Origin of the sequence: Chryseobacterium sp. JJR-5R (genome assembly GCF_034047335.1) — a bacterium.
GTDB lineage: Bacteria > Bacteroidota > Bacteroidia > Flavobacteriales > Weeksellaceae > Chryseobacterium.
Genome location: NZ_CP139137.1, coordinates 2,248,378 through 2,273,699 on the forward strand (window position 1 = coordinate 2,248,378; position 25,322 = coordinate 2,273,699).

24 protein-coding genes are annotated in these 25,322 nt (G+C 41.0%); 14 read left to right on the forward strand and 10 right to left on the reverse strand.

The features are described 5' to 3' along the window. Positions 1-17: 17 nt before the first annotated feature. From SD427_RS10005 to SD427_RS10015, 3 genes are all read right to left on the reverse strand, one after another. A complete protein-coding gene (locus SD427_RS10005; protein WP_320557652.1) occupies positions 18-1,892 on the reverse strand; it encodes a type VI secretion system baseplate subunit TssF in 1,875 nt (624 codons plus the stop codon). A 25-nt stretch (positions 1,893-1,917) separates the two neighbouring features. Continuing rightward, positions 1,918-2,358, reverse strand: coding sequence for a GPW/gp25 family protein (locus tag SD427_RS10010; RefSeq protein WP_320557653.1), 441 nt, complete (start codon positions 2,356-2,358; stop codon positions 1,918-1,920). Positions 2,359-2,551: 193 nt separating this feature from the next. Continuing rightward, positions 2,552-4,414: an endonuclease gene (locus SD427_RS10015; RefSeq protein ID WP_320557654.1), complete on the reverse strand. Its 1,863-nt coding sequence runs from the start codon at positions 4,412-4,414 to the stop codon at positions 2,552-2,554. A gap of 190 nt (positions 4,415-4,604) precedes the next feature. Between SD427_RS10015 and SD427_RS10020 the strand changes: the two genes are divergently transcribed. From SD427_RS10020 to SD427_RS10085, 14 genes are all read left to right on the forward strand, one after another. Further along, the gene (locus SD427_RS10020; RefSeq protein WP_320557655.1) at positions 4,605-5,744 is read left to right on the forward strand and encodes an acyl-CoA dehydrogenase family protein; all 1,140 of its coding nucleotides are present in this window, start codon (positions 4,605-4,607) and stop codon (positions 5,742-5,744) included. A 213-nt stretch (positions 5,745-5,957) separates the two neighbouring features. Beyond that, positions 5,958-8,888: a reprolysin-like metallopeptidase gene (locus SD427_RS10025; RefSeq protein WP_320557656.1), complete on the forward strand. Its 2,931-nt coding sequence runs from the start codon at positions 5,958-5,960 to the stop codon at positions 8,886-8,888. 251 nt (positions 8,889-9,139) lie between these two features. Further along, positions 9,140-9,607 (forward strand): nucleoside triphosphate pyrophosphohydrolase family protein, encoded by a 468-nt coding sequence (locus tag SD427_RS10030; protein WP_320557657.1) that lies wholly within the window; start codon positions 9,140-9,142, stop codon positions 9,605-9,607. A gap of 1 nt (position 9,608) precedes the next feature. Beyond that, positions 9,609-10,175 (forward strand): thioredoxin family protein, encoded by a 567-nt coding sequence (locus SD427_RS10035; RefSeq protein ID WP_320557658.1) that lies wholly within the window; start codon positions 9,609-9,611, stop codon positions 10,173-10,175. Between the two features lie 3 nt (positions 10,176-10,178). Beyond that, positions 10,179-10,784 (forward strand): DUF4230 domain-containing protein, encoded by a 606-nt coding sequence (locus tag SD427_RS10040; RefSeq protein ID WP_320557659.1) that lies wholly within the window; start codon positions 10,179-10,181, stop codon positions 10,782-10,784. 113 nt (positions 10,785-10,897) lie between these two features. Next, complete coding sequence (locus tag SD427_RS10045) at positions 10,898-11,086, forward strand: hypothetical protein (RefSeq protein ID WP_320557660.1); 189 nt, start codon at positions 10,898-10,900, stop codon at positions 11,084-11,086. A gap of 313 nt (positions 11,087-11,399) precedes the next feature. Further along, the gene (thrS, locus tag SD427_RS10050) at positions 11,400-13,325 is read left to right on the forward strand and encodes a threonine--tRNA ligase (RefSeq protein ID WP_320557661.1); all 1,926 of its coding nucleotides are present in this window, start codon (positions 11,400-11,402) and stop codon (positions 13,323-13,325) included. 171 nt (positions 13,326-13,496) lie between these two features. After that, a complete protein-coding gene (gene infC / locus SD427_RS10055) occupies positions 13,497-13,997 on the forward strand; it encodes a translation initiation factor IF-3 (protein ID WP_185116279.1) in 501 nt (166 codons plus the stop codon). Between the two features lie 635 nt (positions 13,998-14,632). After that, entirely contained in the window at positions 14,633-14,830 is a 198-nt protein-coding gene (gene rpmI, locus SD427_RS10060) for a 50S ribosomal protein L35 (protein WP_027385360.1), read from the forward strand. Between the two features lie 118 nt (positions 14,831-14,948). Continuing rightward, the gene (gene rplT, locus SD427_RS10065; RefSeq protein ID WP_027385359.1) at positions 14,949-15,293 is read left to right on the forward strand and encodes a 50S ribosomal protein L20; all 345 of its coding nucleotides are present in this window, start codon (positions 14,949-14,951) and stop codon (positions 15,291-15,293) included. Positions 15,294-15,392: 99 nt separating this feature from the next. After that, positions 15,393-16,568, forward strand: coding sequence for a M28 family peptidase (locus SD427_RS10070; RefSeq protein ID WP_320557662.1), 1,176 nt, complete (start codon positions 15,393-15,395; stop codon positions 16,566-16,568). 743 nt (positions 16,569-17,311) lie between these two features. Further along, positions 17,312-17,593 carry a hypothetical protein gene (locus SD427_RS10075; RefSeq protein ID WP_414017688.1) on the forward strand — a complete coding sequence of 94 codons (282 nt, stop codon included), beginning with the start codon at positions 17,312-17,314 and terminating at the stop codon, positions 17,591-17,593. Positions 17,594-17,746: 153 nt separating this feature from the next. Further along, positions 17,747-17,920 (forward strand): hypothetical protein, encoded by a 174-nt coding sequence (locus SD427_RS10080; RefSeq protein ID WP_320557663.1) that lies wholly within the window; start codon positions 17,747-17,749, stop codon positions 17,918-17,920. Positions 17,921-18,057: 137 nt separating this feature from the next. Then, the gene (locus tag SD427_RS10085) at positions 18,058-18,978 is read left to right on the forward strand and encodes a hypothetical protein (protein WP_320557664.1); all 921 of its coding nucleotides are present in this window, start codon (positions 18,058-18,060) and stop codon (positions 18,976-18,978) included. 235 nt (positions 18,979-19,213) lie between these two features. Here the strand turns inward: SD427_RS10085 and hisIE are convergent, their stop codons facing one another. The 7 genes from hisIE to hisD form a co-directional block, all read right to left on the reverse strand. Beyond that, on the reverse strand, positions 19,214-19,801 hold the full coding sequence (gene hisIE / locus SD427_RS10090) for a bifunctional phosphoribosyl-AMP cyclohydrolase/phosphoribosyl-ATP diphosphatase HisIE (protein WP_320557665.1): 588 nt from the start codon (positions 19,799-19,801) through the stop codon (positions 19,214-19,216). After that, entirely contained in the window at positions 19,798-20,550 is a 753-nt protein-coding gene (gene hisF / locus SD427_RS10095; protein ID WP_320557666.1) for an imidazole glycerol phosphate synthase subunit HisF, read from the reverse strand. Before hisF ends, hisIE begins: the two co-directional genes overlap by 4 nt. Positions 20,551-20,613: 63 nt before the next feature. Further along, positions 20,614-21,333, reverse strand: a complete 720-nt coding sequence (gene hisA, locus SD427_RS10100; protein ID WP_320557667.1) for a 1-(5-phosphoribosyl)-5-[(5-phosphoribosylamino)methylideneamino]imidazole-4-carboxamide isomerase — start codon at positions 21,331-21,333, stop codon at positions 20,614-20,616. After that, positions 21,333-21,914 carry an imidazole glycerol phosphate synthase subunit HisH gene (gene hisH, locus SD427_RS10105; RefSeq protein WP_320557668.1) on the reverse strand — a complete coding sequence of 194 codons (582 nt, stop codon included), beginning with the start codon at positions 21,912-21,914 and terminating at the stop codon, positions 21,333-21,335. Before hisH ends, hisA begins: the two co-directional genes overlap by 1 nt. A gap of 6 nt (positions 21,915-21,920) precedes the next feature. Next, the gene (hisB, locus tag SD427_RS10110) at positions 21,921-23,015 is read right to left on the reverse strand and encodes a bifunctional histidinol-phosphatase/imidazoleglycerol-phosphate dehydratase HisB (RefSeq protein ID WP_320557669.1); all 1,095 of its coding nucleotides are present in this window, start codon (positions 23,013-23,015) and stop codon (positions 21,921-21,923) included. Continuing rightward, on the reverse strand, positions 23,012-24,043 hold the full coding sequence (gene hisC, locus SD427_RS10115; protein ID WP_320557670.1) for a histidinol-phosphate transaminase: 1,032 nt from the start codon (positions 24,041-24,043) through the stop codon (positions 23,012-23,014). Before hisC ends, hisB begins: the two co-directional genes overlap by 4 nt. Then, positions 24,030-25,322, reverse strand: coding sequence for a histidinol dehydrogenase (gene hisD / locus SD427_RS10120; RefSeq protein ID WP_320557671.1), 1,293 nt, complete (start codon positions 25,320-25,322; stop codon positions 24,030-24,032). Before hisD ends, hisC begins: the two co-directional genes overlap by 14 nt.

A 25,322-nucleotide genomic window follows, 5' to 3' on the forward strand; every position in this document is an offset into this window, starting at 1 on the left:
GCTTATAATTTCAGGATTTAAAAATCAGCATCTTCATTGGTGATTTTCACCCGGTATTCTATGCCGTCTATGGCTTTGGATATAATCTGGTTCCGGAGAATATTGGCCATGTTTTCCCAGTACGCCCTTCCGTAAAAAGTATAATTCTGCGGAATGATTTCTACCTCAACAGTCCGGATGAATCCTTCTTTAGGCTTATTGCTGATCATGGTTCCCCGTTTTACACGGACTTCTTTCAGTTCATCTTTCATCATCATCCTACAGTAATTCTTTACGTCCTCCAAAGAAATAATCTTATCCCTGGTGGTCAGTGCATATTTGTAAGCCTGAATACTGTCGGTTCCTCTCTGCTCTTCGGCTCCGCCAATGGTTTCGGAAAGAAGGACCAGGGTCTGTGATTTCAGCTGGTTAGACAATTCCGTCCCGGGACGCATATGGTTGGCCAATGTACTGTGGGTAATCCAGAAAGAAGCATAGGTATGGTCTGTTTTTTCCACCGGTTCCATGATCACATAATTCAGTTCCTGCTTAACACTTCTCCTCGCATTATTCACTTTCTGCACCATTGATTTCATCTTATCCGACATTTCGCTTAAGACCCCTTTCACATTATCCCTGTTCAGTAAAGAGAATGCTGCAATTTCATCCCTCGTCAGCTCAAGCACGTTGGCGATCATGTCTACGGCATTCCTGTTTGTGAAGCGTTCCATGCCTCCTTTTCTCACGGTATAGAGGCCTTTTTTCAGGTCATCGGTCGGCGTAAAAGGTATTTCCGTATATTTCCTTCCTTCGCCGTCCTGCACTTCATCAACATACAAAAAATATTCGCCTTCATCGGTTACCAAGGGAATGTTGTTCCCCATGATGTCTAGGCTGTATTCTGTTTTTTTCCAGCCCCGGTTATAAATCGGGAATGCATTCAGCACAAAAGAGAAATTATCTAAAATCTCAGAGGAAAACTGAGGCGGAAAGTCTAAAGTAAGCCACAGATAGCGTTTTCCATCAATGTACTTCGTGATTTCTTCTTTATAATCTACAAAAGCAAGATTTTCCGGAAGCTTTCCGGGTTCTGAAAACAGGCGGTCAGACAGGCCCGTAATTTCTATGAATTTATGGCGGTAAATGCTTTTTACATCTTCAATCAGCTTGTTCCGGATAGACTGTTCGTGGAACATCTGTTCATATCCGTCCTGCTGGTTACCGGTAAGATAAGTCAGCCCTTCCCTTACAAAGAGCGGATTTCCGTTGCTCGAAACCGTAATATACGGCAGCAGTTTATAAGTAAAGTCAAGATGCTCAAACGCGGGATTGGAGCAGTAAATGCTTACATACTTGGGAAATGTCTCATTGGAATATTTTGTAACATCAATGCCGATGGTCACTTTCCTGTAATCTTCCGGCCTTCCCTGAAACCTTGCAATCGGGATTTTATTCAGCCGCTCGTCTATGCTGTAGCAGGTATTTCCTACAAACATAATGGCAGTCTGTACATTATTGATTTTAACATTCCCTACCGGTGTAAACGGGATATTGATCTGTTTGTCAGATTCCGCTTTGATGGTGGAAGTCATTTGCTTTCTGAAGAAAAACTCTGTGTGTTCCAGCAGGATTTCAGATGATTCATAAGGCTGCGTGAAGGCAACGGCATGTGCGGGAACCGGATGGGTATAAATAGAAGGGGTAAGTAATTTCGCCAGTTTTTCTAAAATTCTGGCATTTACCGTCTGTATTTCGTTATTCGCTTTAAAAACTTCAGTGCTGAAGGCATCGATCAGCAGCTTCACAAAAGGATCCAGGGACTGCGGGCTTTTTAATCCCCATACTTTGGTTGCGTTCTGAAGCATTCTTGCTTTTACGGATTCTTTGGAATAGATATTCTGGTCTAAGTTCATAATTCTGGTTACCGTTTATAATCTTTTAGTCAATCGACATCGGGCTCAAAAACAATTCTGTGGAAAAGCTGAAACGCTCTCCCGTAGCTTCCATTTTTGCATTGACGGCTATTTTTACTTTTTTCTTGATTTCTGTATGTTCTTTAGTATCGTAGCTGTGCTCAACGATCTGGAGATGGGCATCAATCTGGGGCTGTACAATCCTCTGTTCATATTCCTGGATCTGCCTTTTTAAGCTTTTTATGAATACGTTTTCCCATACTGCACTGGTGATCCCGTTATCAAATTCCAAGCTCCAGACATCATTCCCATAGTTTTCATCATACCGGTTCTCTCCTTTTTTGGTTGTAATCAGCAGCATAATATTGTGGGCAATACTTTCGCCCATGTCACAGGTATCAATGCTTCCGCCTTCCGTCATAAGGGTTGACGGCACAAATGGCATTCTGTAATTCGGTGTATCCATGATTCGGCTTCTTTATGGTTCATTTGTCATTCGCACGTATGCGAAAGAAATACCAATTTAAACATTTTTTACGAGATACAATACAGGATGATCTTTTAAATTACCTTATAAAGTCCGGGGTTTTTAAACTTTGTTTAAAAACCCCGGACCGAAACCTTATAAAATTGTAAGGTTCTAATTATTGAAACTTTTTCTATTTCTTAATAAATTGATAAACCCGGTCATCCAGTTTCAGCAGGTAAGAGCCGGCCGGAATCTCCTGAACCGGAATGCTTTTTTTGTTTTTGAAAGGCTGACTTTCACGGTAGATCAGCTTTCCGGAAAAATCCAGGATCTGTGCAGACCTTACATAATCAATCTTTCCGGTAACGAAAATATGGTCATGAACAGGGTTCGGATACAGCCTGAAGTCATTTCCTGATGAACTTACCTCACCTGCAGAAAGTGTTCCCAGATTCTGGCAGTAATTGCTTGCATAAGCATCCCATTCACTGATGTTGAATGTTGCTGACGGCTGATTAACCGCCGATTTCCTGTACAGGGAAACATTGCTTAAGACCGAAGAATTATTTACACCTACCGTCCCGATGGCATCAACGGAAGTACCTTTATACCTCAGCTCCAGGTACTGGCTTCCCGAATAGGTCATCTGCGGAGCCGCCGTCACGAATCTGGACTGATCAGTCGTATAGCAGGAAAAGTTTGAATTGGGATTCAGTACAACAAATGTTTCACTGTTCTGTACCACACCTTCCAGCTCATAAGGAGCCGGAAAATAATAATTGCTTCCGCTCGGAAGCTGAATGGACAGCCTGTATTCGCTTAAGTTCACAGGATGCCCTGTTTTATTGGTAATTTCCAGGCCTTTATTGTCCGCAGTTCCTTCTAAGTATTTGGAGATGAATAAATCTTTTGCATATGCATCCGTCATTAAAGTTGTTGCAGAAACCGTATTGCTGTCCGGAGACAGGAGATATCCGTTATTATAAGCCTTCACCGTGAAATCATACGTTGTGGAAGGCATTAGATGATCGATGCTTACCGAAGAATTTTTTGTTGAGGCTACCAGAGTTCCGTTCTGGTAAACTTTATACCCGATAACATCATTACTTGTACTGGGAGCCCAGCTTAACGTGGTAAAATACGCACTGTTCTGAGTAACTGCAAGGTTAGACGGTGCCTGCGGTGGTGCTGTATCCGGAGCCTGTCCCCAGATGGCGGTTGCCCATGACGGATTGTCAATAAACGGATTCCTGTTTTTCTGCAACCCGTACACTGCATTGTTTCTGTCGATTTCACGCTGTGAAACAGGATCCTGCTGGTGCCATTGCAGAAGCATGGCGATATAAGCCGGATCAAAGGCCCTTTCTTCGGTTCCGTCCAGCGGATTGGTATCGGATGCGGGGTTTGCATTATTATTAAAATTAAAAGTACCCAGTTTTCCTTCATACCTTACGGCAAAGTACAGCAGGCTTCTGGCTATATCACCTTTGAACTCATTAACCGGTTCATAGACACGTCCTGTATAGGCCACTCCCGGAATGGCACAGTTCCCGATCCTTGAAGAATTGGTAAACGTATAATAAATGGTAGAACCTACGGTTCCGTACGGGTAATTGCTCCTTAACTGATTAATCCTTGCATCGGTAGGCACCACGTAAAACAAATCTGAATACATCGGGTAATTGCTATAAAATGTACTCTGGGGCATCATATGCTCCCGGTTCCAGCCCAGGCCTTCCGCATTGGCACTCCCGATGATATCAGCGCTTGTGTATTCATAAGCATCCGGCCCTGCCGGGATTTCAGAATAAATATCCAGGAAAAAAGTGGTATTCGTGGAACCGTGGTCATAATACCGGTCAAGATCCGTCTGGTTGTAATAGTTATTCAGATCACCATAATGCCAGTTGATGTTTTTTGCAGAAATGATATCATGAAGTTTTGATTTCAATGAATATCCGGTGAGCCCTGCAGCCCCGGAATAATATCCTGCCGGCGCCTGGGCGGCAAAATGTGATGAGATAAAAAGTATAGGAAGTAGAATTTTTTTCATGCCTTAAAATTAAAAGGCTAAAATAGTTAATTAATCAACTCGGATTTCTGAATTTTTTATTAAAAGATTATTAATTTTAAGAACACAAAAAGTTGAGTATTAATTTTTTGACTGTTAAATTTTATGGTCCAAATAATTTTTTTGGGCGTTCCGTCAATTTGGTTATCTTTGGGAATTAACTATTATCTATATGAATACAGAGACTATTGACAACATTAAAATGATAGCTGAAACAGCAAGGGAATTTGCTGAAAAGAATATCAGGCCTAATATTATGGAGTGGGATGAAAGCCAGACTTTCCCTAAAGATTTATTTCATGAATTAGGAGAAATGGGTTTCATGGGAATTGTTATCCCTGAACAATACGGAGGTTCCGGTCTCGGTTATCACGAATATGTTACGATCCTGGATGAGATCTCTCAGGTAGATCCTTCAATCGGGCTTTCTATAGCGGCACACAATTCACTTTGCACCAACCATATTTATGAATTCGGAAACGAAGAGCAGAGAAACAAATGGCTTCCCCAGCTGGCTTCCGGTAAAGTAATCGGAGCATGGGGGCTTACTGAACACAATACTGGTTCTGATTCCGGAGGGATGTCTACCACTGCCGTAAAGGATGGTGATGAATGGATTATCAACGGTGCTAAAAACTTCATTACCCATGCGATTTCCGGAGATATTGCCGTGGTTATGACAAGAACCGGTGAAATCGGAGCTAAGAATAACTCAACGGCTTTCGTTTTGGAAAAAGGGATGCCGGGTTTTTCTTCCGGTAAGAAAGAAAACAAACTGGGAATGAGGGCTTCGGAAACCGCAGAACTGATTTTTGACAATGTACGTGTTCCGGATGCTTACCGTTTGGGAGAAGTGGGAGAAGGTTTCAAACAGGCAATGAAAATCCTGGATGGCGGCCGGATCTCTATCGCAGCTTTAAGCCTCGGAACAGCCAGAGGGGCCTATAAAGCAGCATTGAAATATGCTAAAGAAAGACACCAGTTCGGTAAATCCATTTCGGAATTCCAGGCCGTGAACTTCATGCTGGCAGATATGGCAACTGAAATTGATGCTTCTGAATTGCTGATCCAGAGAGCGGCAACACTGAAAAATGCCAAGCAGAAAATGACGAAAGAAGGTGCTATGGCTAAGTTATATGCTTCGGAAGCCTGTGTAAGGATCTCAAACAATGCAGTTCAGATCTTTGGCGGATACGGATATACCAAAGATTTCCCTGCTGAAAAATTCTACAGAGATTCTAAACTTTGTACGATAGGAGAAGGAACTTCAGAAATCCAGAGACTGGTAATCGGAAGAGATATCACGAAATAATATTTCAGAAAATTAGACTTATATCATTTAATAAGTGAATAGCATCCGTACATACGGATGCTATTTTATTTTTATGAGAAAATAAGACAGCAATAACATACCATGACCCGCATATCTTTTTATATAAAAACTCTAAAATTTTCTTAAAAAATTTGATATTTCATAAGCAATTTTTTATTAGATTTGATATTTCACAATCTAAAGAGAATTTATATGAAAAAACAATTATCCTTGATCGGGATGCTTTTTCTATCAGGCATTTCTTTCGCGCAGACCGACCGCCTGTGGTCTGCAGATTCAAAAAAAACATCTTCAGAAGTTTTTGAAAATAAAAAAAATATCATAAACCCTAAAATTTACAGCCTGGATCTCAACCGCTTAAAAGCTGTTCTTGCAGAAGCACCAAAAAGATTGGGCGCAGGAGAAAAATCAGAGGTTGTTATTTCTTTTCCGAATGCTGAAGGAAGAATGGAAAACTTTAAAGTAAGGGAAAATTCCAATTTCGATCCTCAGCTGACTTCAAGATACCCGGACATCAAATCTTACATCGGAGAAGGTTTCGGGGACTCAAATTCTACCATATATTTCAGCATCTCCCCGCTCGGGCTGTCATCCATGGAAATTTACGGTGATAAGTCTGCAGTTTTTATCGAGCCTTATGCCAAAGACCTCTCTACCTATGTGGTTTATAAAAAATCAGATAAAAAAGATGATTTAAACACATTTGAATGTACCGTCATCGATGTTGCCCAAAAAGGCATTTCAAATATGAACAACCTGGCTGCAAGGCCGAACGCGGATGATGCAAGGCTGAGGACATTCAGGCTGGCATTATCATGCACGGGGGAATACACTTCCTATTTCGGAGGGACAAAAGCGAATGCACTGGCAGCCATGAACAATACGATGACGCGTGTAAATGGTGTTTTTGAAAAAGATTTTGCTGCAAGAATGGTCCTGATCGCCAACAATGATGCGGTGATTTATACCAATTCATCCACCGATCCTTATTCTGCTGCGGCCCAGATGGACAACTGGAACTCCCAATTGCAGTCTACCCTCACTTCGGTAATCGGTGAAGCCAATTATGATGTCGGGCACTTATTCGGAGCTTCCGGCGGCGGCGGAAATGCAGGATGCATCGGCTGTGTGTGCACCAACGGCTCTAAAGGAAGCGGGTATACTTCACCGTCAGACGGCATCCCTTCAGGCGATAATTTCGATATCGATTACGTAGCGCACGAATTGGGGCATCAGTTCGGCGGCAACCATACATTTTCAAATACCAATGAAGGGACCGGCGTGAACATGGAGCCGGGATCCGGATCAACCATCATGGGCTATGCGGGAATCACCGCCCAGGATGTACAGCCGCATTCGGATGCGTTCTTCCATGCCATCAGCATTCAGCAGATTACCAATAATATCAAAGCCAAAACCTGCCCGGTAAGCACCAGCACAGGAAATTCCATTCCTACAGCCAATGCCGGTTCAGATTACACCATCCCGAAAGGAACCCCTTTCATGTTAACCGGAACCGGAACGGATGCCAACGGTGATGCATTGACTTATATCTGGGAACAGATTGACAATGCTTCATCTTCACAGACGGGAACAGGTTCCGCAGCGAGTGCCACCAAGGCTTCCGGTCCTACTTTCAGATCCTGGACGCCAACGGCTTCTCCGGTACGTTATTTCCCGAGGATGGCTTCCGTTTTGGCAGGAAATACCACCACGGCAGGCTCTGAAATTACAGTTGAAGCTTTATCGAATGTAGCCAGAAACTACAATTTCAGATTCACTGTTCGGGACAACAGGGCGGGAGGTTCAGGAAACAATTCCGATGACGCCGTGATTACGGTAAACGGCACTGCCGGGCCTTTCAGTGTAAGTTCACAGAATTCGGCAACTACATTTTCCGGAGGAACTTCCCAAACCATTACCTGGAATGTGGCAGGCACCACTGCCAACGGTGTTAATGCCGCCAATGTGGACATCTTATGGTCTGCTGATGCAGGGACGACCTGGACAACGCTTCTGGCAGGAACGCCAAACGACGGTTCCCAGGCAGTAACCATCCCGAATGCATCCACGACTACAGGAAGGATTATGGTAAAAGGTTCCAACCATATCTTCTTTGATGTCAACAACGCCAATATTACAGTAAATGCAGGCTCCGGGACTGTAGATGTTACAGCACCCACCGCTCCTGCCCTTTCAGCTTCCGGGACAACCTCCACAAGTACAAACCTTTCCTGGTCCGGCGCAACGGATGCCGTTGGCGTTACAGGATATGATGTGTATCAGGGCCCATCTTTGATCGGCTCTACTGCTTCAACAGCCTATACGGTGACCAGCTTAAGCCCGTCCACAACGTACAGCTTTACGGTCAGGGCCAAAGATGCAGCCGGAAATGTTTCAGCGTCCAGTAATACAGTGAGCGTAACCACTTCTGCAGGAAATACGGTTTCTTATTGTGCTGCTTCAGCAACCAATACAGGCGACGAAAGAATCGGGAATGTAAGATTCGGAACGATTAACAATACTTCTTCGGGAACGGCAGGGTATGAAAACTTCACTTCTGTTTCTACAAATGTTACCAGGGGAAGCGCGTATGCCATTTCTGTAACTCCTGTATGGACCTCAACGGTTTACAACGAAGCGTATGCGGTTTATATCGACTATAACGGAGACGGGGATTTTGCCGACAACGGAGAACTGGCCTGGTCAAAAACAGGATCTGCAACAACGCCTGCTACCGGATCGGTTACCATTCCTTCAACGGCAGCCGTGGGGACTACAAGAATGAGGGTAATGATGCAGTACAACTCGGTTCCTTCATCATCATGCGGTTCTTATACCTACGGGCAGGTGGAAGATTATACTTTAAATATCGTTTCCTCAGGCAGAGGCGAAATATCTGTTCAGGATGTATTGACCGATGTGAAACTATATCCTAATCCTGCAAAAGATATCTTACATATTTCAAATACGACAAATGAAGATTACAGAATCTTCGATATGGGTGGAAAACTAATTAATTCAGGAAAACTCGAAAGAGGATCGGTGAATGTAAGCAACCTGATCAAAGGTGCTTATATGATCAGGATCGGAGAAATCTCCAAAAGATTCATTAAAAACTAATCACCCGCTCAATTAACCATTAAGAAAAGGCTGTCCGGAAACAAAACGGATAGTCTTTTTTATTACAAATGATCAATTATTTTCTTTATTAACTCATCAGTACCCTCATTTTGATGCTGCGCACGAAACATCTGAAACACCTCAGATTTAATTATAAACAGATTCCTTTCGTGTTCTTACTAAAAAACTAACCTCTAATTTTAGCTTCTGACTTCTAAAAATTTTATATTTGCTTTAAATAATAAATATTCATGGATAAAATTGACAGTCTGAACCAGGTAGCAGAATTCCACACCACTTTTAAAGCGCCCATTTTGGAAACACCGCAGATTCCGTCCCCGGAAAGATGCAGCCTAAGAGTTGAGCTTTTACAGGAAGAATTAAATGAACTGAAACAGGCCATCGAAGATCAGGATATCGTAGAAATTGCCGATGCGTTATGTGATCTGCAGTATGTATTAAGCGGTGCGGTCCTGGAATTCGGCCTTGGCAGTAAATTTGCAGAACTGTTCAGCGAAGTTCAGCGTTCCAATATGTCCAAAGCCTGCGACAATGAAGAACAGGCCCGGGAAACGGTTGAATTTTACAAAGCGAAGGAAGTTGATTCTTTTTATGAAAAATCAGGAGAAAAATACAATGTATACCGAAATTCAGACCATAAAGTCCTGAAAAACAAGTATTATTCTCCCGCTGATTTAAAGACCATTATTGAAAAATAATATGAAAAAAATACTTACAAATATTGCTGTTGTTTCATGCCTGGCCTTTACGGCCCAGCAGGCCGATGCACAGAAAGTAGTGGTAAACCGTGAGGTGGAAACAACCAATGACGGCAAAATGCTTCTCGGAACCCAGTTGAAAGAGCAGCTTTTAAAAGCGCCTTATGCAGACTGGTACGTAAAAGAACATGATGAATATGCCGTAGACCAGAAAGCGATCAGTGAACTGAAAAAAGGAAAGATCAATTCTTACAATATTACGGTTTTTATGGGAACATGGTGTGAAGACAGCCACAGGGATGTTCCGAGGTTGATGAAGATCCTGGAGGAAGTAAATTATCCCGACAGTAAAATCACCATTATTGCGGTCAACCGTAAAAAAGAATCTCCTTCAGGGGAAGAAAGCATCTACAACATCCAGAAAGTCCCGACCGTTATCGTTGAAAAATACGGTAAAGAAATCGGAAGGATTATAGAAATGCCCAAAACAGGATATATTGAAAGGGATCTTGTAGAAATCCTGAAAAAGGATGATAAATCGGTGATTAAGGAAATTTTTAACAAATAAGGTTTGAAAAATATTAAGATCATACTTTCGTTTCTGGCCGGAATTATTCTGATGGCCATTCTTTTCTTCAGCTTCAGATCATGTTTTAACATCAGCAAGAAGACGGAGAACTCAGATTACTACATTCTGACCAACCAGATTTCCAAAATGAATAAAATGGTAGTCCTGGAACAGAATGTTTCATCCATGCAGAAAACCAAAATGGGCTATGAACTTTTTGGCAGGGAAATGAGCAGCAACAGCATTATTACATATACTAAAACCAATGCTCAGGTTTCCTATGATCTTAATAAAATGAAAATAGAGGTAGATTCGGTCAACAGAAAATTAATCATCACAGAACTCCCTGATGCTGAGGTAAGAATTACTCCAAGTGTTGAAATCCAGTCGCTAGACGATTCCTTTTTCAACAGGATTTCAGAAAAAGATATCAAGAACGTGACAGCAAAGGCAAAAACTACGGCTATCCAGTCGATTGATCAGAACAAGCTGAGGAATGAAGGACGCCAACAGCTGATGGAAAACCTCAATACCATATTTGTCCTGGCAAAGGCTCTAAAATACAGCATTGAAGATAAAACCGGGAAAGTAGGCGTGCTGCCGCTCTAAAAAGGTAATCGTCAAATAAGATAAACCCTAAAAAAAACGGATTATATTAACCGAAGCATCTTCACGGTTTGGCAAACCCTTTGAATACATAACTGTAAATAAAAAATAAAGCAATGGATTCAAAAGATAATACCCCAAAAACAGAGTCAGCCAACAATGCAGAAACCAGGAAGCAGAATGAGGATTTTCAAAATATCCCGGCTTCATCCCAGAAGACCAATCCTTCAGACGTAGATAAAAAGGATATAAAAAAGTCTTCTGAAAACAATCCTTCGGGAAAAACAGATAATATAGAAGAATAGATTCTAAATCAGCTTTTATACTGAACCGCAAAAATGACCGGTAATTATATTCCGCCATTTTTGCGGTTTTCTTTTTGCTGATGGAATTATTCTATACACCTTCTTCTAATCCTTACATTTTGTCCGATATATTTTTTATTTTCAAATATTATTACATCATATAAGCAGATAATAGCTCTTTATTTTCTGCTTAATAAATATGAGTATCCAAATATCATGTATTTTGGTATTAATTCTCATCTATATTAGGTATTGTTACCATATTTTGTTTAAAATTTCGTATTTTTGCCTCTTATAAATTTCTCAGTAAACAATGATAAAAATTACACTTCCGGACAACAGCGTCAAAGAATTCGAAGCAAAGGTTACTCCGCTTGATGTGGCAAAATCTATAAGCGAGGGATTGGCTAGAAATACCATTTCCGCAATTGTAAATGACAGGCAGGTGGAAATCACCACACCTATCACCACAGATTCTACGGTACAGTTGCTGACCTGGAATGATGATCTTGGTAAGAAAGCTTTCTGGCATTCTTCTGCCCACCTTCTGGCGCAGGCCATCCTTGAATTTTATCCTGATGCCAAGCTTACGATCGGCCCTGCCATTGAAAGCGGGTTTTACTATGATGTAGATTTCGGCGGCGAAAGCTTATCCGAAAAAGATTTTGAGAAAATAGAGAAAAAAGTATTGGAAAATGCCAAAAAAGGGTCAACATTCTCATTGTACCCGGTTTCCAAGGAAGAGGCATTAAAAACCTATGCGGATAATCCTTATAAAGTAGAGCTGATTTCCAATCTTAACGACGGAGAAATCACCTTTGTAACACATGATAATTTTACAGACCTCTGCCGTGGCGGACATATTCCCAATACAGGCATTGTAAAGGCGGTTAAAATCTTGAATGCCGCCGGCGCATACTGGAGAGGAAATGAAAAAAATCCTCAGCTGACCAGGGTATACGGCATTTCTTTCCCGAAACAGAAAGAATTAACCGAATATCTGGAAAGGCTGGAAGAAGCAAAAAGAAGAGACCACAGAAAACTGGGTAAAGAACTTGGAATTTTTGCTTTCTCTGAAAAAGTGGGTGCCGGATTGCCGCTTTGGCTGCCAAAAGGGACGTCTTTGAGAAAAAAACTGGAGGATTTCCTTTCTGCAGCGCAGAAAAAAGGAGGTTATGAATTTGTAATGACCCCGCATATCGGCGCAAAGGAATTATATATAACCTCAGGGCACTGGGATAAATATGGAGCAGACAGCTTCCAGCCGATCAAAACGCCGAACGAAGGGGAGGAATTTCTGCTGAAGCCGATGAACTGCCCGCACCACTGCGAGATTTACAAAACTTCACAATGGAGCTACAGGGATTTACCGAAAAGGTATGCTGAATTCGGGACGGTTTACCGATATGAGCAGAGCGGAGAGCTTCACGGGTTAACAAGAGTCCGCGGGTTTACCCAGGATGATGCCCACATTTTCTGTACCCCGGATCAGCTGTTGGGAGAATTTGAAGCGGTAATCGATCTCGTTTTGTATGTTTTCAAATCCTTGGGTTTTGAAGATTTCATGACTCAGGTTTCATTAAGAGACCCTGAAAACAGGGAAAAATACATCGGTTCTGACGAGAACTGGGAAAAAGCAGAAAATGCAATCATCACGGCAGCTGCAAACAAAGGTTTGAGAACGGTTGTTGAATATGGCGAAGCGGCATTTTACGGGCCTAAGCTGGACTTCATGGTAAAAGACGCTTTGGGCAGGAAATGGCAGCTTGGAACCATTCAGGTGGATTATAACTTACCAGAACGGTTTGATCTTCACTATATCGGAAATGACAATGAGAAGCACAGGCCGGTGATGATCCACAGGGCACCTTTCGGTTCCATGGAACGTTTTATCGCAATCCTGCTTGAAAATACAGCAGGTGATTTCCCGTTGTGGCTAAGCCCTGACCAGTTTATTCTTCTTCCGATCAGTGAAAAATATGTAGATTATGCCAAAAAAGTTTCACAATTTTTAGAAAATCACGATATTAGCGGCCAGATTGACGAAAGAAACGAGAAGACCGGTAAAAAGATCCGTGATGCAGAATTAAACAAAATACCGTTTATGCTGGTAATCGGTGAAAATGAGGAGGAAAATGGCACAATTTCTGTACGAAGACGTGGTGAAGGTGACTTAGGGGTCATGAGTATGGAGGATTTTGTTTCTTATTTCAAGAAAGAATCAGCAGTACAGAAATAAGATTTGAAAATCGAATGATTTAAAAGATTGGCGAAATGCACATTCATTTTTTAATTATTCAATTTTTAAGTCTTCAGATAAAATTTATACTAACCAATAAAATATATTACAATAGCACAAAGATTTAACAACAGGGGCCCACAAAGACGTCCTGTACAGGAGGACTTACACTTGATCAACGATAAAATTCGTGTGAGAGAGCTTCGTTTGGTGGGCGATAACGTAGAGCCGGGAATTTATCCGATTGAAAAAGCAAAGCAGATTGCTGCAGAACAGGAATTGGATTTAGTAGTAATTTCCGATAAGGCTGAACCGTTTATTGCAAGAATATTAGAATATAAAAAATTCTTATATGAGCAAAAGAAAAAACAGAAGGAACTGAAGGCAAAACAAATCAAAGTAGTGGTGAAAGAGATCCGTTTCGGACCTCAGACCGACGAACATGATTATGAATTCAAAAGAAAGCATGCTGAAAAGTTCCTGGAAGAAGGTTCAAAATTAAAGACTTACGTATTTTTTAAGGGACGTTCTATTATCTTTAAAGACCAGGGGGAAATCCTGCTTTTAAAACTGGCTCAGGAACTTGAGCACGTTGGAAAAGTAGACCAGCTTCCTAAGCTTGAAGGAAAAAGAATGATCATGATGATGAGTCCTAAAAAACCAGCTAAATAATCAACAGCAGATCATTGTGATCTGAAACCATCATAACAATATCAACCTCAAAGAAATTTGAGGTTTTTTTATTTAAGATTCCGTAAAATGACAAGGTCTGAAAAACCTTTAGATTTATCAACCTGTTTTAAATCAATTCGGAAACAAATTTCTTTCAGACTTTTATCATTATGCAGATCACAAGGGACAAATCCTGTGTAACTTATTTAAAAATACTTATGTCATTTTAAGTGTCTGCTGAAACCCGGTGATTAAAGTTGACGTTAAAAAGAAATCAATCATTCTTAAAATTTAATGGTCCTTTATACCCTTAAAAATTGCTGCTACAAAAATTAAGGGTGTAGTGTACCGTTCTGATAAATTTTAAATAAGGATGATAATATTTTTACTTTTTAAGTAAGCCGGTCTTTAATCCGGGTTAAATAAAATTTCAGAAGTTTTACAGCCGGATCCGAAATCAACGGAAATATTCTAAACAAATTTAGACTCCTCTATCTGCTTCCCGCTGCAGTACTAATAATAAAATTCTTTTATACAAATCTCACTTTTTTTTAGTAATTTTGCAGACTATTATTCCTGACCCAGATCAGGAGCCAAAACAGATATTGATAACAAAACAATAAAAAAGCAGAACAATGCCAAAATTAAAAACGAAATCAGGTGCTAAAAAGCGTTTTGCTCTTACCGGAAGCGGAAAGATCAAAAGAAAAAATGCTTACAAAAGCCACATCTTGACTAAGAAAGAAACGAAACAGAAGAGAAATCTTACGACGACTTCTTACGTAGCTAAAGTGGACGAGAAAAGCGTTAAACGCCAATTAGCCATCAAGTAGTTTTTATAAATCCATATTCGGTTTATAAGAATTCAAAATTCAACAATTTAACCCTGAAATGGAGCAGCCAAGTGCAATGAAACAGTTTGCCGCACATTTCAAAAAAACAATTTAAATTATGCCTAGATCAGTAAATGCCGTAGCTTCCAGAGCTCGCAGAAAAAAAATCATTAAACAAGCCAAAGGTTTTTTCGGTAGAAGAAAGAATGTTTGGACTGTAGCTAAAAATGCCGTGGAAAAAGCAATGCAATATGCTTACCGCGGTAGAAAAGAGAAAAAGAGAAATTTCAGAGCCCTTTGGATCATGCGTATCAACGCCGGAGCCAGAGAGCACGGAATGTCTTACTCTCAGTTTATGGGAGCTCTTAAAAAGAACAACGTAGAGCTTAACAGAAAAGTTTTAGCCGATTTAGCAATGAATCACCCTGAAGCTTTCAAAGCAGTTGTAGATCAAGTAAAATAATGTAGAATTTTTTGTTATCAATATAAATCCTGAGTTTTTTGCTCAGGATTTTTTTATTATTTACATTTGTTTAATATTAAATGCATAATTTTTTCTAAGGTGAAAAAAATAACTACCCTTCTGCTTATTTCATTGGCAGCCTATAGCCTACAGGCTCAAACGCTGATCCAGGCCTATAAAAACAGAGCAGACCAGGTCTCGCAGACCAATATTACTACCCTCTTACAGGAATTTCAGACCCTTGGCGTAAAAACCACAGGTTCGGCAGCCAATACCAATACGCTGAACTGGCTCAAAGCCAAATACCAGTCCTACGGATATACGGCAAGCCAGATTACGGAAGACCCATTTACCTTCGGGAATAATGTAAACTCAAAGAATTTGATCATTACCAAAACAGGCACTACATATCCCAATATCTACGTCATCATCTGCGGCCACTATGATACCATCACAGGCCCCGGTGTAAGTGATAACGGAAGCGGAACCTCGATTATCCTGGAAGCAGCAAGGATCTTAAAGAATATTCCGACTGAATATTCCGTTAAGTTTATCCATTTTTCCGGTGAGGAACAGGGCCTGCTGGGAAGCGCGCATTATGCAGACAATGTGGTTTTCCAGAACAATGTCCGCCAGCTGAATATAAAACTGGTCTTCAACATTGACCAGGTGGGAGGAAAAATCGGGAATACCAACAATGCAATCAAATGTGAAAGCGACCAGTCCGGTCTTGCAGGTAACAATGCACAGTCTCTGGCATTTACCCAGCAGCTGGCTAATTGTACGGCACTTTATTCCCCGTTACAGACGGTAATGTCGAATACCTATTCTTCCGATTATATTCCTTTTGAACAGAACGGAGATATCATTACCGGCTTTTATGAGAACACAAGGAGCTTTAATGAACATACGGTGAACGATACTTTTGCTAATGTAGACCCAACCTATGTATTCAATGCAGGAAAAGCAGCGGTAGGTGCATTACAGCATTTTGCCGTGGCCAGTACAAGTCTTTTAGGAACCCATGAAACTCCGGTAAATGAACTGGAATCGGTAAAGGTTTATCCTAATCCGGCAAAAGATATACTGAACATTGAACTGCCGGAGAACATCAAAATATTCAGGGTACATATTACAGATCTGAGCGGGCGCTTACTGATTGTTAAAGAAAATGAAGCGAAGATTGATGTTTCAGGTTTAACTGCCGGTACTTATCTGTGTACCGTTAAGGCCGGTGATACAACAGCCGTAAGGAAAATAATTATCGAAAAATAGTTCAATCAGTCTTTATAAAAACTTAAATCCCGGGCAAAAGTCCGGGATTTTTTATGGGCATATAAATATCTTTTTTTTACCGGCCAGACCAGACCAGACCGTATCTGCATCAGAAGAAGATGAATTATTATTTTAAAAAATTAAAAATAACTCCTTACTGCGACATTTTCCATACCCATCAAGTTTATATATATCATCTGAAAATTCCAGCTTGAATCAGTGTTAATAACATCCCTTTGTAAGAGGGATTTTTAATGTAAAGATTATTACTTTTTTCAAGAATGAAAATCAGTCCATGAGCTTGTGGTTCTTAGATAAAATCATTACGACAGCATTATATTTATATTAAGTTTTTTATCATGAGTATGGATTACGTTATTTAATTATAACTCTTTATCTGATGGAAACATGAAATTTTCAGATCCTTTATAATCAAATAACGGGATTCAATACCGATTAATAAAATTTTGATTTTCAATAACTTAACTTATTAAGTACCTTGATGGCACCTCTGTTTTTCAATAAATTTCCCATATATCGTTTTATTTGCAAACGTTATTCTTGCCAGCATCATGGCGTATGATCCATTTATAAACTTAAAAATTTGAAGAAATGAAAAACATTTAATTGCATTTTGTTTTGCTGCATGTGCTGCGGCTTCTGCCCAGCAGAAAAATTCCATTAAAATCAATCCGGTTTCGGTAGTTCTTGGCGGAGGAAGTGATCTTGTTTACTATGAAAGAGTGGTAAGCGGGCATTCAAGCGTAGGGGTAAGTGCCGGATACGGGGAATTTAAAATCAATCCTTACAAGTATAATTTTACGGGAGGAAATGCTTTTTACCGATATTATACCCAAGAGGCGCTACAGGGACTGTTCTTTTCCGGATCGGTAGGTTTCGGAGGTGGCCGCACCAAATATACCTTGAACAAAAAAGAGATGAGGGATTCTTATAATGCATTTGATGTGAGTGCATTGGTGGGGTATCAGTGGCTGTTTAAAAGTGGGTTCACCATTGATGTATAAGGAGGAGCTTCTTATTTATCGCTCAATTACAAAGAAGATAGAAATATGCCTAAACCCAACGATGCCAAAGCCAGCGGTATCATTCCTAACCTGGGGGTAGGCCTGGGATATTCATTTTAGCCGTTAATCAAATACTTAAGAACAAAACCTATTATGAAACTGAAAATAATTTTCATTGCACAGCTGGTAAGCATCGCTACAGTCGCGCAGACCGCAGAAGACAGGCTGATTATTAGAAAATCATCAGACCAGAACAGTCTGCATGCATTAAAACAGAAAAACGAAGTGACGAGGTACTGCATATCCTGGATGACGATCTATCGGTAGAAGCGCGTATTGTAAAAGCCAGAACCCTGTACGGCCTGAGCCTGGTCGTCAGTAACCCGGAACAGTCAGACCGTTATTCGCATCAATGCCAGCAGATTTTACGCCAGATCCCAGAAAAGGAATATGGTGCCATTAAAATGATTTTCAAGTTCAAATCTTATTTTTATAACGTAAGAGGGGAAATTTTTTTAGAAAGAAAAAACCTGGATTCAGCACAGTACTATCTTTTCAAGGCCTATCACTATAGTTTCAAAGAAGGTTTTGTCCATAAAAATAGATTCCTTAACTCCATAGGAAATCTGTACTATGCAAAAGGCGACCAAAAGAAAGCACTGGAATATTATCTGAAAGCTTTGTCTGACATCAACCGGTACAATAAAAACTCTTTTTCAGCAAATGGCCCCGGCCTGCTGAAAAGTATTTATACGATATACCATTCTTTGGGAGATGATAAAAACTACCGGCTCTATTATGAACAATACCAGGCTGCTCATGAACATTTTTCCAACCATCTGAACAATGAGGTATTGGTAACTACAAATACCCTGATCGGCGAAAAAGTATCTGAACATGCAGAGGAAAAACAATACCGGAACCTGTGGCTGGTCGTTGTCATTGTTTCTGCCGGAGGTCTCCTGGGCTTTTTCTTCTATTATCATGCCAAAACACAGCGTAAAAAAGATCTTATGATCAGGCAGAAGGAAACTGTTCTTTTAAAAGCCGAGCAGGAAACTTCTACACTTTCAATGAAAGTGGGAGATGCCCTGAATGAAGTTTTGGAAGCTGCAAAAAAAAACCTTCCCGAATTCTGGTCGCTGTTTCAGAAGCTGTATCCTGATTTCAGTAAAAAAATATTATCCGCAAATCCGGATATCAAGACCTCGGAGCTTATTTTATGTGCCTATACTTTCTTGGGATTTACTACGAAAGATATTGCTGTGTATACCTTTAAAGCAATTCAGACCGTTAAAAACAACAAACACAATCTGAGAAAAAGGCTGTACATTCCTCCCAAGCAGGATCTCAATATCTGGCTGCGGGATTTTTATCAGTCATAACCGTTTTTTCAGGGTAAAGTACCTTGATGGTACCCGGTTCATTTGCCAGGATTGCTGTGATGGACTTACTTTGCAATCAGTAAAAATTCATTATTAGTTTTTAAGAGGGGAGTTAATTTTTTTTAATTAATCCATCAGTGAAGTCATGTTTGGTCTGCAAGTCATATTGTGATCCTATCTGTACTTAGCCGTAAGCGCTAAGACCCTGTCAGACTTTTTTTCCGCTCCCCTCTTTTTATTTCATTCTTTCTAAAAGTATTTTTTCAATATCTTCAAGCTGTGTCCCTTTTGCCTTCAGTAAAATCAGAAAGTGGTACAAAAGATCAGCTGCTTCGTTTTTAAACAGGTTTTCATTGTCATCCTTTGCTTCGATCACCAGTTCTACTGCTTCCTCTCCTACTTTCTGGGCTACTTTGTTGATGCCTTTCTGAAATAATGAGTAGGTATAAGAATCTTCTGTTTTCTCATCAATCCTTTGGCTGATTTTGGACTCCAGTTCATAGAGAAAACCTTTGGTTTCTTTATCCCCGAAACAGCTGAAGCTTCCCGTATGGCAAACTGTCTTTCCGGGAACTGCCTTTATGAGTACCGTGTCCCGGTCACAGTCAACAGCCATGCTTTTTACGGCAAGGAAATTCCCGGATTCTTCGCCTTTGGTCCATAACCTGTTTTTGGAACGGCTGAAAAAGGTCACCACCTGTTCTTTTTCTGTTTTCTCATAAGCTTCCTGATTCATGTATCCCAGCATAAGTACCTGCAGGGTATGGTCGTCCTGGACAATAACAGGAACCAGTCCGTTGCTTTTATCAAAGTTTATATTCATCGTACTGCTATTTTTTTAGATTTTAGTTCATTCTTCAGGTTCCTGATCCCAACTTCCCCGAAGTGAAAAATGCTGGCAGCCAGTGCGCCTGTTGCTTTCGTTTCTACGAAGACCTTTTCAAAATCTCCGGTTTTTCCGGCACCGCCTGAAGCAATGACAGGAATGCCGATGTTTTCAGAAACCTCTTTTGTAATCCTCAGGTCAAAGCCGTTTTTCATTCCGTCTCCGTCCATCGATGTCAGAAGAATCTCTCCGGCTCCCAGTATTTCTGCTTTTTTTGCCCAATCCAGGGTTTTAAAACCGGTGATTTCCCTTCCGCCTCTGATGTGTACCCAATCTGAACCGTTGATGTGTTTTGTATCAATGGCCACAACAATACACTGGCTTCCGAATTCTTTTGCCAGATCAGAAATCAGTCCGGGGTTTTTAACGGCAGAAGAATTGATGCTGATTTTATCGGCTCCGGCTTCCAGCAGTTTCCTGACATCTTCAACGGTTGAAATGCCACCGCCTACCGTGAAAGGAATACTGAGCTCCCGCGCAATATTTTTCACCAATTCAGCAAACGTTTTGCGCTCTTCAACGGTTGCGGTAATATCCAGGAAAACCAGTTCATCGGCTCCGTCATTTTCATACTTTTTGGCCAGTTCAACAGGGTTTCCGGCATTCCGCAGACCTTCAAACTGAATGCCTTTAACCGTTGTCCCGTCTTTGATGTCCAGACAGGGTATGATTCTTTTTTTTAACATTTTTATTTTGTTGTAATTAATCGGTATGGTTTATTTTTAATCAAACGGTTTTACCGGATTTAATCAGGCATCTATAAATTCCCGGAGCTCGTCCAGACTGATTTTACCTTCGTAAATCGCTTTCCCGATAATGGTTCCTGAGCATCCTATTTCTTTCATCCGGTATACATCTTCCATTTTTGAGATCCCGCCGCTTGCTACCAGCTGAACAGAAGTACTGGATAAAATATCCTGATACAACACTTCTGAAGGCCCCTGTAACATCCCGTCTTTGGCAATATCGGTACAGATCACATGCTGAATTCCTTTCTGCTGATACTGAAGAATGAAATTAATAACATCCTCATCACTTTCCTCCAGCCAGCCTGAAGTTTTTATTTTCCGGTCTTTGCAGTCGGCGCCCAGAATAATCCTTTCGGCTCCAAATGTTGAAATCAGGTTAAAGCAGAATTCCGGATCCTGAACGGCAATGCTTCCGATGGTAATCTGTTCTGCCCCGGCACTAAAAGCGGTTTCAATATCTTCCGAAGTCTTCAGCCCGCCGCCGAAGTCTATTTTTAAAGACGTTTCCCGGGCAATGGTTTCCAATATTTTGTGGTTGACGATATGCCTGGATTTCGCCCCGTCGAGATCCACAAGATGAAGGAACTGAATTCCAGAAGCTTCAAATTCTTTAGCTACTTCTAACGGATTTTCGTTATACACCTTCACGGTATCATAATCACCTTTTGAAAGCCGTACACATTTGCCGTCAATAATATCAATGGCTGGAATAATTTTCATCATTTAATATTTAAAAAGTTATGTAACAAACGGCTTCCTGCACTTCCGGACTTCTCCGGGTGAAACTGCACGGCGTAAAAATTATCTTTCTGCAGGGATGCGCTGAACGGCAGGATATAATCACAGACCGAAGTTGTATATTCGGATAATTCACAATAAAAGCTGTGGACAAAATACACATCATTTTCTTCTTTACTGTCCGAAAAAAGGTTTGATTTAAAATCTGAAAGTGTATTCCAGCCCATATGCGGAACAATATTTTCAGCAGGAAATCTCTTAACCTGGATATCAAAAATTCCCATTCCGGCTGTATTGCCTTCTTCATTACTCGCACACATGAGCTGCATTCCCAGGCAGATCCCCAATACCGGCTGCTGTAATGCCGGGATCAAGAGGTCCAGGCCCTTTTCTTTCAGCATCTTCATCGTAGACGAAGCTTCACCCACGCCCGGGAAAATCACTTTGTCTGCATTTCTGATCACCTCGGGATCATCAGTAATTACCGACCGGGTATTCAGCCTGTCCAAAGCATTCTGTACGGAATTTACATTTCCGCCGTTGTATTTTATAATAGCAACCATATCGTTTTATAAGCTTCCTTTTGTTGATGGGATGTTAAAGTTCTGACCGTTCTGCTGTACCGCTGCTTTTATTGATTTTGCAAATGCTTTAAAAACAGATTCTATTTTATGGTGCTCATTGTCACCGTCTGCTTTGATATTGATATTGCACCGTCCCGAGTCAGTAAAAGATTTAAAGAAATGATAAAACATTTCAGTAGGCACATCCCCTATTTTATCTCGTTTGAAATCTGCATCCCACACCAGCCACGGGCGTCCTCCGAAATCAACGGCTACCTGCGCCAGGCAGTCATCCATAGGCAGCAGGAAACCATATCTTTCAATTCCTTTTTTCTTTCCCAGCGCTTCCAGGACGGCCTGTCCCAATACAATTCCGGTATCTTCAATGGTGTGGTGTTCATCAACCTGCAGATCTCCTTTTGCCTTTATTTTCAAATCTACATTGCCGTGTCTGGCAATCTGTTCCAGCATATGGTCAAAAAAATGAAGCCCTGTTGAAATGTCAGACAAACCATTTCCATCCAGGTTAATTTCAATTTCAATATCCGTTTCATTGGTTTTTCTCGATACTTTTGCTTTACGCGGAACCTGTTTCAGATAAGAATAGATTTCGTTCCAGCTTTCGGTGGTCAACGCTGCATCTTCATTTTGAACGGCACTGATAAAGATGGCTTTTGAATTCAGGTTTCCCGCCAGCCGGATATCGGTCAGCCTGTCCCCGATCACGAAAGAATTTTCCAGGTCATAATCACCGTAAATATATTTTCCCAACATTCCGGTCTGTGGTTTTCGGGTCGGCTTATTTTCGTGCTCGAAACTTCTGTCAATTAAAATATCACTGAAGACAATCCCTTCATTTTCAAAAGCCTTGAGCATCTTTTCATGAGGTTTGATAAAATCTTCGTAAGGAAAGCTTTCGGTTCCCAATCCGTCCTGGTTGGTGATCATGACCAGCTCATAATCCAGTTCATTGGTAATTTTTGACAGGTTTTGAAAGACACCCGGATAGAATTCAAGCTTTTCCAGGGAATCCACCTGGAAATCATGTTCCGGTTCAATAATCAGTGTCCCGTCACGGTCTATAAACAATACTTTTTTCATAATTCAATATTTTGTAAAACGGCAATCAGTCTTTTATTTTCTTCTCTGGTTCCTACATTGATTCTGATACAATCCGGAATCTGTGGACTTCTCTTACTGGTTAAAATTTCCTTTTCCAGCAGCTGTTCATATACTTTATCTCCATTTTCAAACCCAATCAGAAAGAAATTAGCCTCGCTGGGATATACTTTTTTTACACAGCTGATGTTTTCAAACTGATCTTTCAGCCAGGATTTTTCAAGGAGAATATTTTCTATGTTCTGCATTAACGGTCCGAGGCTGTCAATTGTTTTCAGGACCATGTCCAGGCTTAATGAGTTGATATTATAAGGCGCTTTTACTGTATTAATAAGTTTGATAATTTCTTCAGATGCATAAGCCATGCCTACCCTTGCGCCTGCCATTCCCCAGGCTTTCGAGAAGGTCTGAAGGACAATAAGGTTCGGATACTTATTCAGCAGTTCAATACATGATTTCCTGCCGGAAAATTCAATGTACGCTTCATCCACCACCACAATCCCGTTAAAATTTTCAATATAAAATTCCAGGTCTTCAATGCTGTTCCCGGTAGGATTGTTCGGAGAACACAGAAAAAAAATCTTTGGCTGATCATTATTTATCAGGTTTAAAAAATCATCTTTTGCGATATCGAAATTCTCATTTAAATCCAGCTTTACGACTTTATTTTCATTAATCGAGGCATAAAAATCATACATGGCAAAAGAAGGGTTCATCCTCAACACTACATCTTTTTTAGGTTCACAGAAAATTTTGATGATCAGATCTATCAGTTCGTCGCTCCCGTTGCCAAGGGCAATGTTATCAGGAGAAACATTTTTCATGACAGAAAGTTTCTGCCTCAGTTTCTTCTGTGTGGAATCCGGATAACGGTTCAGGCTTCCGAATGGGCTTTCATTGGCATCCATAAAAACAGGGCTGCCAAATTCATTATGGTCCCTGAAACTGGTGTACGGCTTAAGTTCCAGGATATTTTTACGCACGAAGCGGCTGATGTTAAATGCTTTCATTCTGTTGTTTTAATCTTATGGAAACGGCATTTTTGTGAGCGAGAAGCCCTTCTGCTTCCGCCATGACTTCTATGGTTTTCCCTACATTAGACAATCCTTCAGCAGACAGGTGCTGAAAAGTGATTTTCTTGACAAAGCTGTCCAGGGAAACACCACTGTAATTCCTGGCAAAACCGTTTGTAGGAAGGGTATGATTGGTTCCGCTGGCATAATCCCCGGCACTTTCGCAGGAATAATTCCCCAGGAAAACCGAACCGGCATTTTCAATTTCCGGGATGTATTTTTCAAAATCTTTTACTGCCAGAATCAAGTGTTCGGGAGCATAGATGTTGCTGAATTGCAAAGCTTCTTCAATGGATTCCATTAAAATAAAATGACTGTTTTTTAAAGATTGCCGGGCCATTTCGTTTCTCGGAAGATCCCTGAGCTGTTTTTCTGTTTCCTCAACCGTCCGGTTAAGAACCGTTTCATCTATTGTCACAAAGATAACCTGGCTGTCGCTTCCGTGCTCTGCCTGGGAAAGAAGGTCTGCTGCACAAAACTCCGGAACGGCAAACTCATCGGCAATAACCAGGACTTCACTGGGGCCGGCAGGCATGTCGATGGCGACGTTGTAATTCTGCGCATATTCTTTTGCAGCCACTACATACTGGTTTCCGGGTCCGAAGATTTTATACACGTCCGGAATGCTTTCAGTCCCGAATGTCATGGCTGCAATGGCCTGTGCCCCGCCTGTTCTGAATATTTTACGGACTCCGCAAAGCTGTGCCGCGTAAAGGACTGCCGGGTTGATCTGCCCGTTTTTATCCGGGGGCGTACATAAAATAATTTCCTTGCAGCCTGCCAATTGTGCCGGAACCGCCAGCATCAGCACAGTAGAAAACAAAGGTGCTGTTCCTCCCGGAATATAGATCCCGACTTTTTCAATTGCCCGGTTTTCCCTCCAGCAGGCTATTCCTGCCATTGTTTCTATTTTCTGAATTTCAGGATTTTGCGAAGCATGAAATTTTGTGATATTCTCTTTAGCCTGCTGGATTGCAATTTTCAGTTCTTCCGGCAATGTATTTTCAGCATTTTTCACTTCCTGTTCAGACACCAGGACCTGGTCAACATCAGCCTTGTCAAATTTTTTATTGAACCCGATTAATGCCCGGTCACCGTTCCTGCGTACTTCTGCAAAGATCTCCGATACGGTTTCTGTAAGTCCTGCCCTTTCTAACACCGGCCTTTTCACCAGTTCCGGCCATATATTCTTCTGTGGATATTTTGAAATGTTCAT

What these genes read in the sequence shown, in the direction of transcription:
- SD427_RS10005 (WP_320557652.1), bottom strand. Translation starts at nt 1,892, where the DNA reads ATGAACTTAGACCAGAATATCTATTCCAAAGAATCCGTAAAAGCAAGA.
- SD427_RS10010 (WP_320557653.1), bottom strand. Translation starts at nt 2,358, where the DNA reads ATGGATACACCGAATTACAGAATGCCATTTGTGCCGTCAACCCTTATG.
- SD427_RS10015 (WP_320557654.1), bottom strand. Translation starts at nt 4,414, where the DNA reads ATGAAAAAAATTCTACTTCCTATACTTTTTATCTCATCACATTTTGCC.
- SD427_RS10020 (WP_320557655.1), top strand. Translation starts at nt 4,605, where the DNA reads ATGAATACAGAGACTATTGACAACATTAAAATGATAGCTGAAACAGCA.
- SD427_RS10025 (WP_320557656.1), top strand. Translation starts at nt 5,958, where the DNA reads ATGAAAAAACAATTATCCTTGATCGGGATGCTTTTTCTATCAGGCATT.
- SD427_RS10030 (WP_320557657.1), top strand. Translation starts at nt 9,140, where the DNA reads ATGGATAAAATTGACAGTCTGAACCAGGTAGCAGAATTCCACACCACT.
- SD427_RS10035 (WP_320557658.1), top strand. Translation starts at nt 9,609, where the DNA reads ATGAAAAAAATACTTACAAATATTGCTGTTGTTTCATGCCTGGCCTTT.
- SD427_RS10045 (WP_320557660.1), top strand. Translation starts at nt 10,898, where the DNA reads ATGGATTCAAAAGATAATACCCCAAAAACAGAGTCAGCCAACAATGCA.
- thrS (WP_320557661.1), top strand. Translation starts at nt 11,400, where the DNA reads ATGATAAAAATTACACTTCCGGACAACAGCGTCAAAGAATTCGAAGCA.
- rpmI (WP_027385360.1), top strand. Translation starts at nt 14,633, where the DNA reads ATGCCAAAATTAAAAACGAAATCAGGTGCTAAAAAGCGTTTTGCTCTT.
- rplT (WP_027385359.1), top strand. Translation starts at nt 14,949, where the DNA reads ATGCCTAGATCAGTAAATGCCGTAGCTTCCAGAGCTCGCAGAAAAAAA.
- SD427_RS10080 (WP_320557663.1), top strand. Translation starts at nt 17,747, where the DNA reads ATGAAACTGAAAATAATTTTCATTGCACAGCTGGTAAGCATCGCTACA.
- SD427_RS10085 (WP_320557664.1), top strand. Translation starts at nt 18,058, where the DNA reads ATGATTTTCAAGTTCAAATCTTATTTTTATAACGTAAGAGGGGAAATT.
- hisIE (WP_320557665.1), bottom strand. Translation starts at nt 19,801, where the DNA reads ATGAATATAAACTTTGATAAAAGCAACGGACTGGTTCCTGTTATTGTC.
- hisF (WP_320557666.1), bottom strand. Translation starts at nt 20,550, where the DNA reads ATGTTAAAAAAAAGAATCATACCCTGTCTGGACATCAAAGACGGGACA.
- hisA (WP_320557667.1), bottom strand. Translation starts at nt 21,333, where the DNA reads ATGAAAATTATTCCAGCCATTGATATTATTGACGGCAAATGTGTACGG.
- hisH (WP_320557668.1), bottom strand. Translation starts at nt 21,914, where the DNA reads ATGGTTGCTATTATAAAATACAACGGCGGAAATGTAAATTCCGTACAG.
- hisB (WP_320557669.1), bottom strand. Translation starts at nt 23,015, where the DNA reads ATGAAAAAAGTATTGTTTATAGACCGTGACGGGACACTGATTATTGAA.
- hisC (WP_320557670.1), bottom strand. Translation starts at nt 24,043, where the DNA reads ATGAAAGCATTTAACATCAGCCGCTTCGTGCGTAAAAATATCCTGGAA.
- hisD (WP_320557671.1), bottom strand. Translation starts at nt 25,322, where the DNA reads ATGAACATTTCAAAATATCCACAGAAGAATATATGGCCGGAACTGGTG.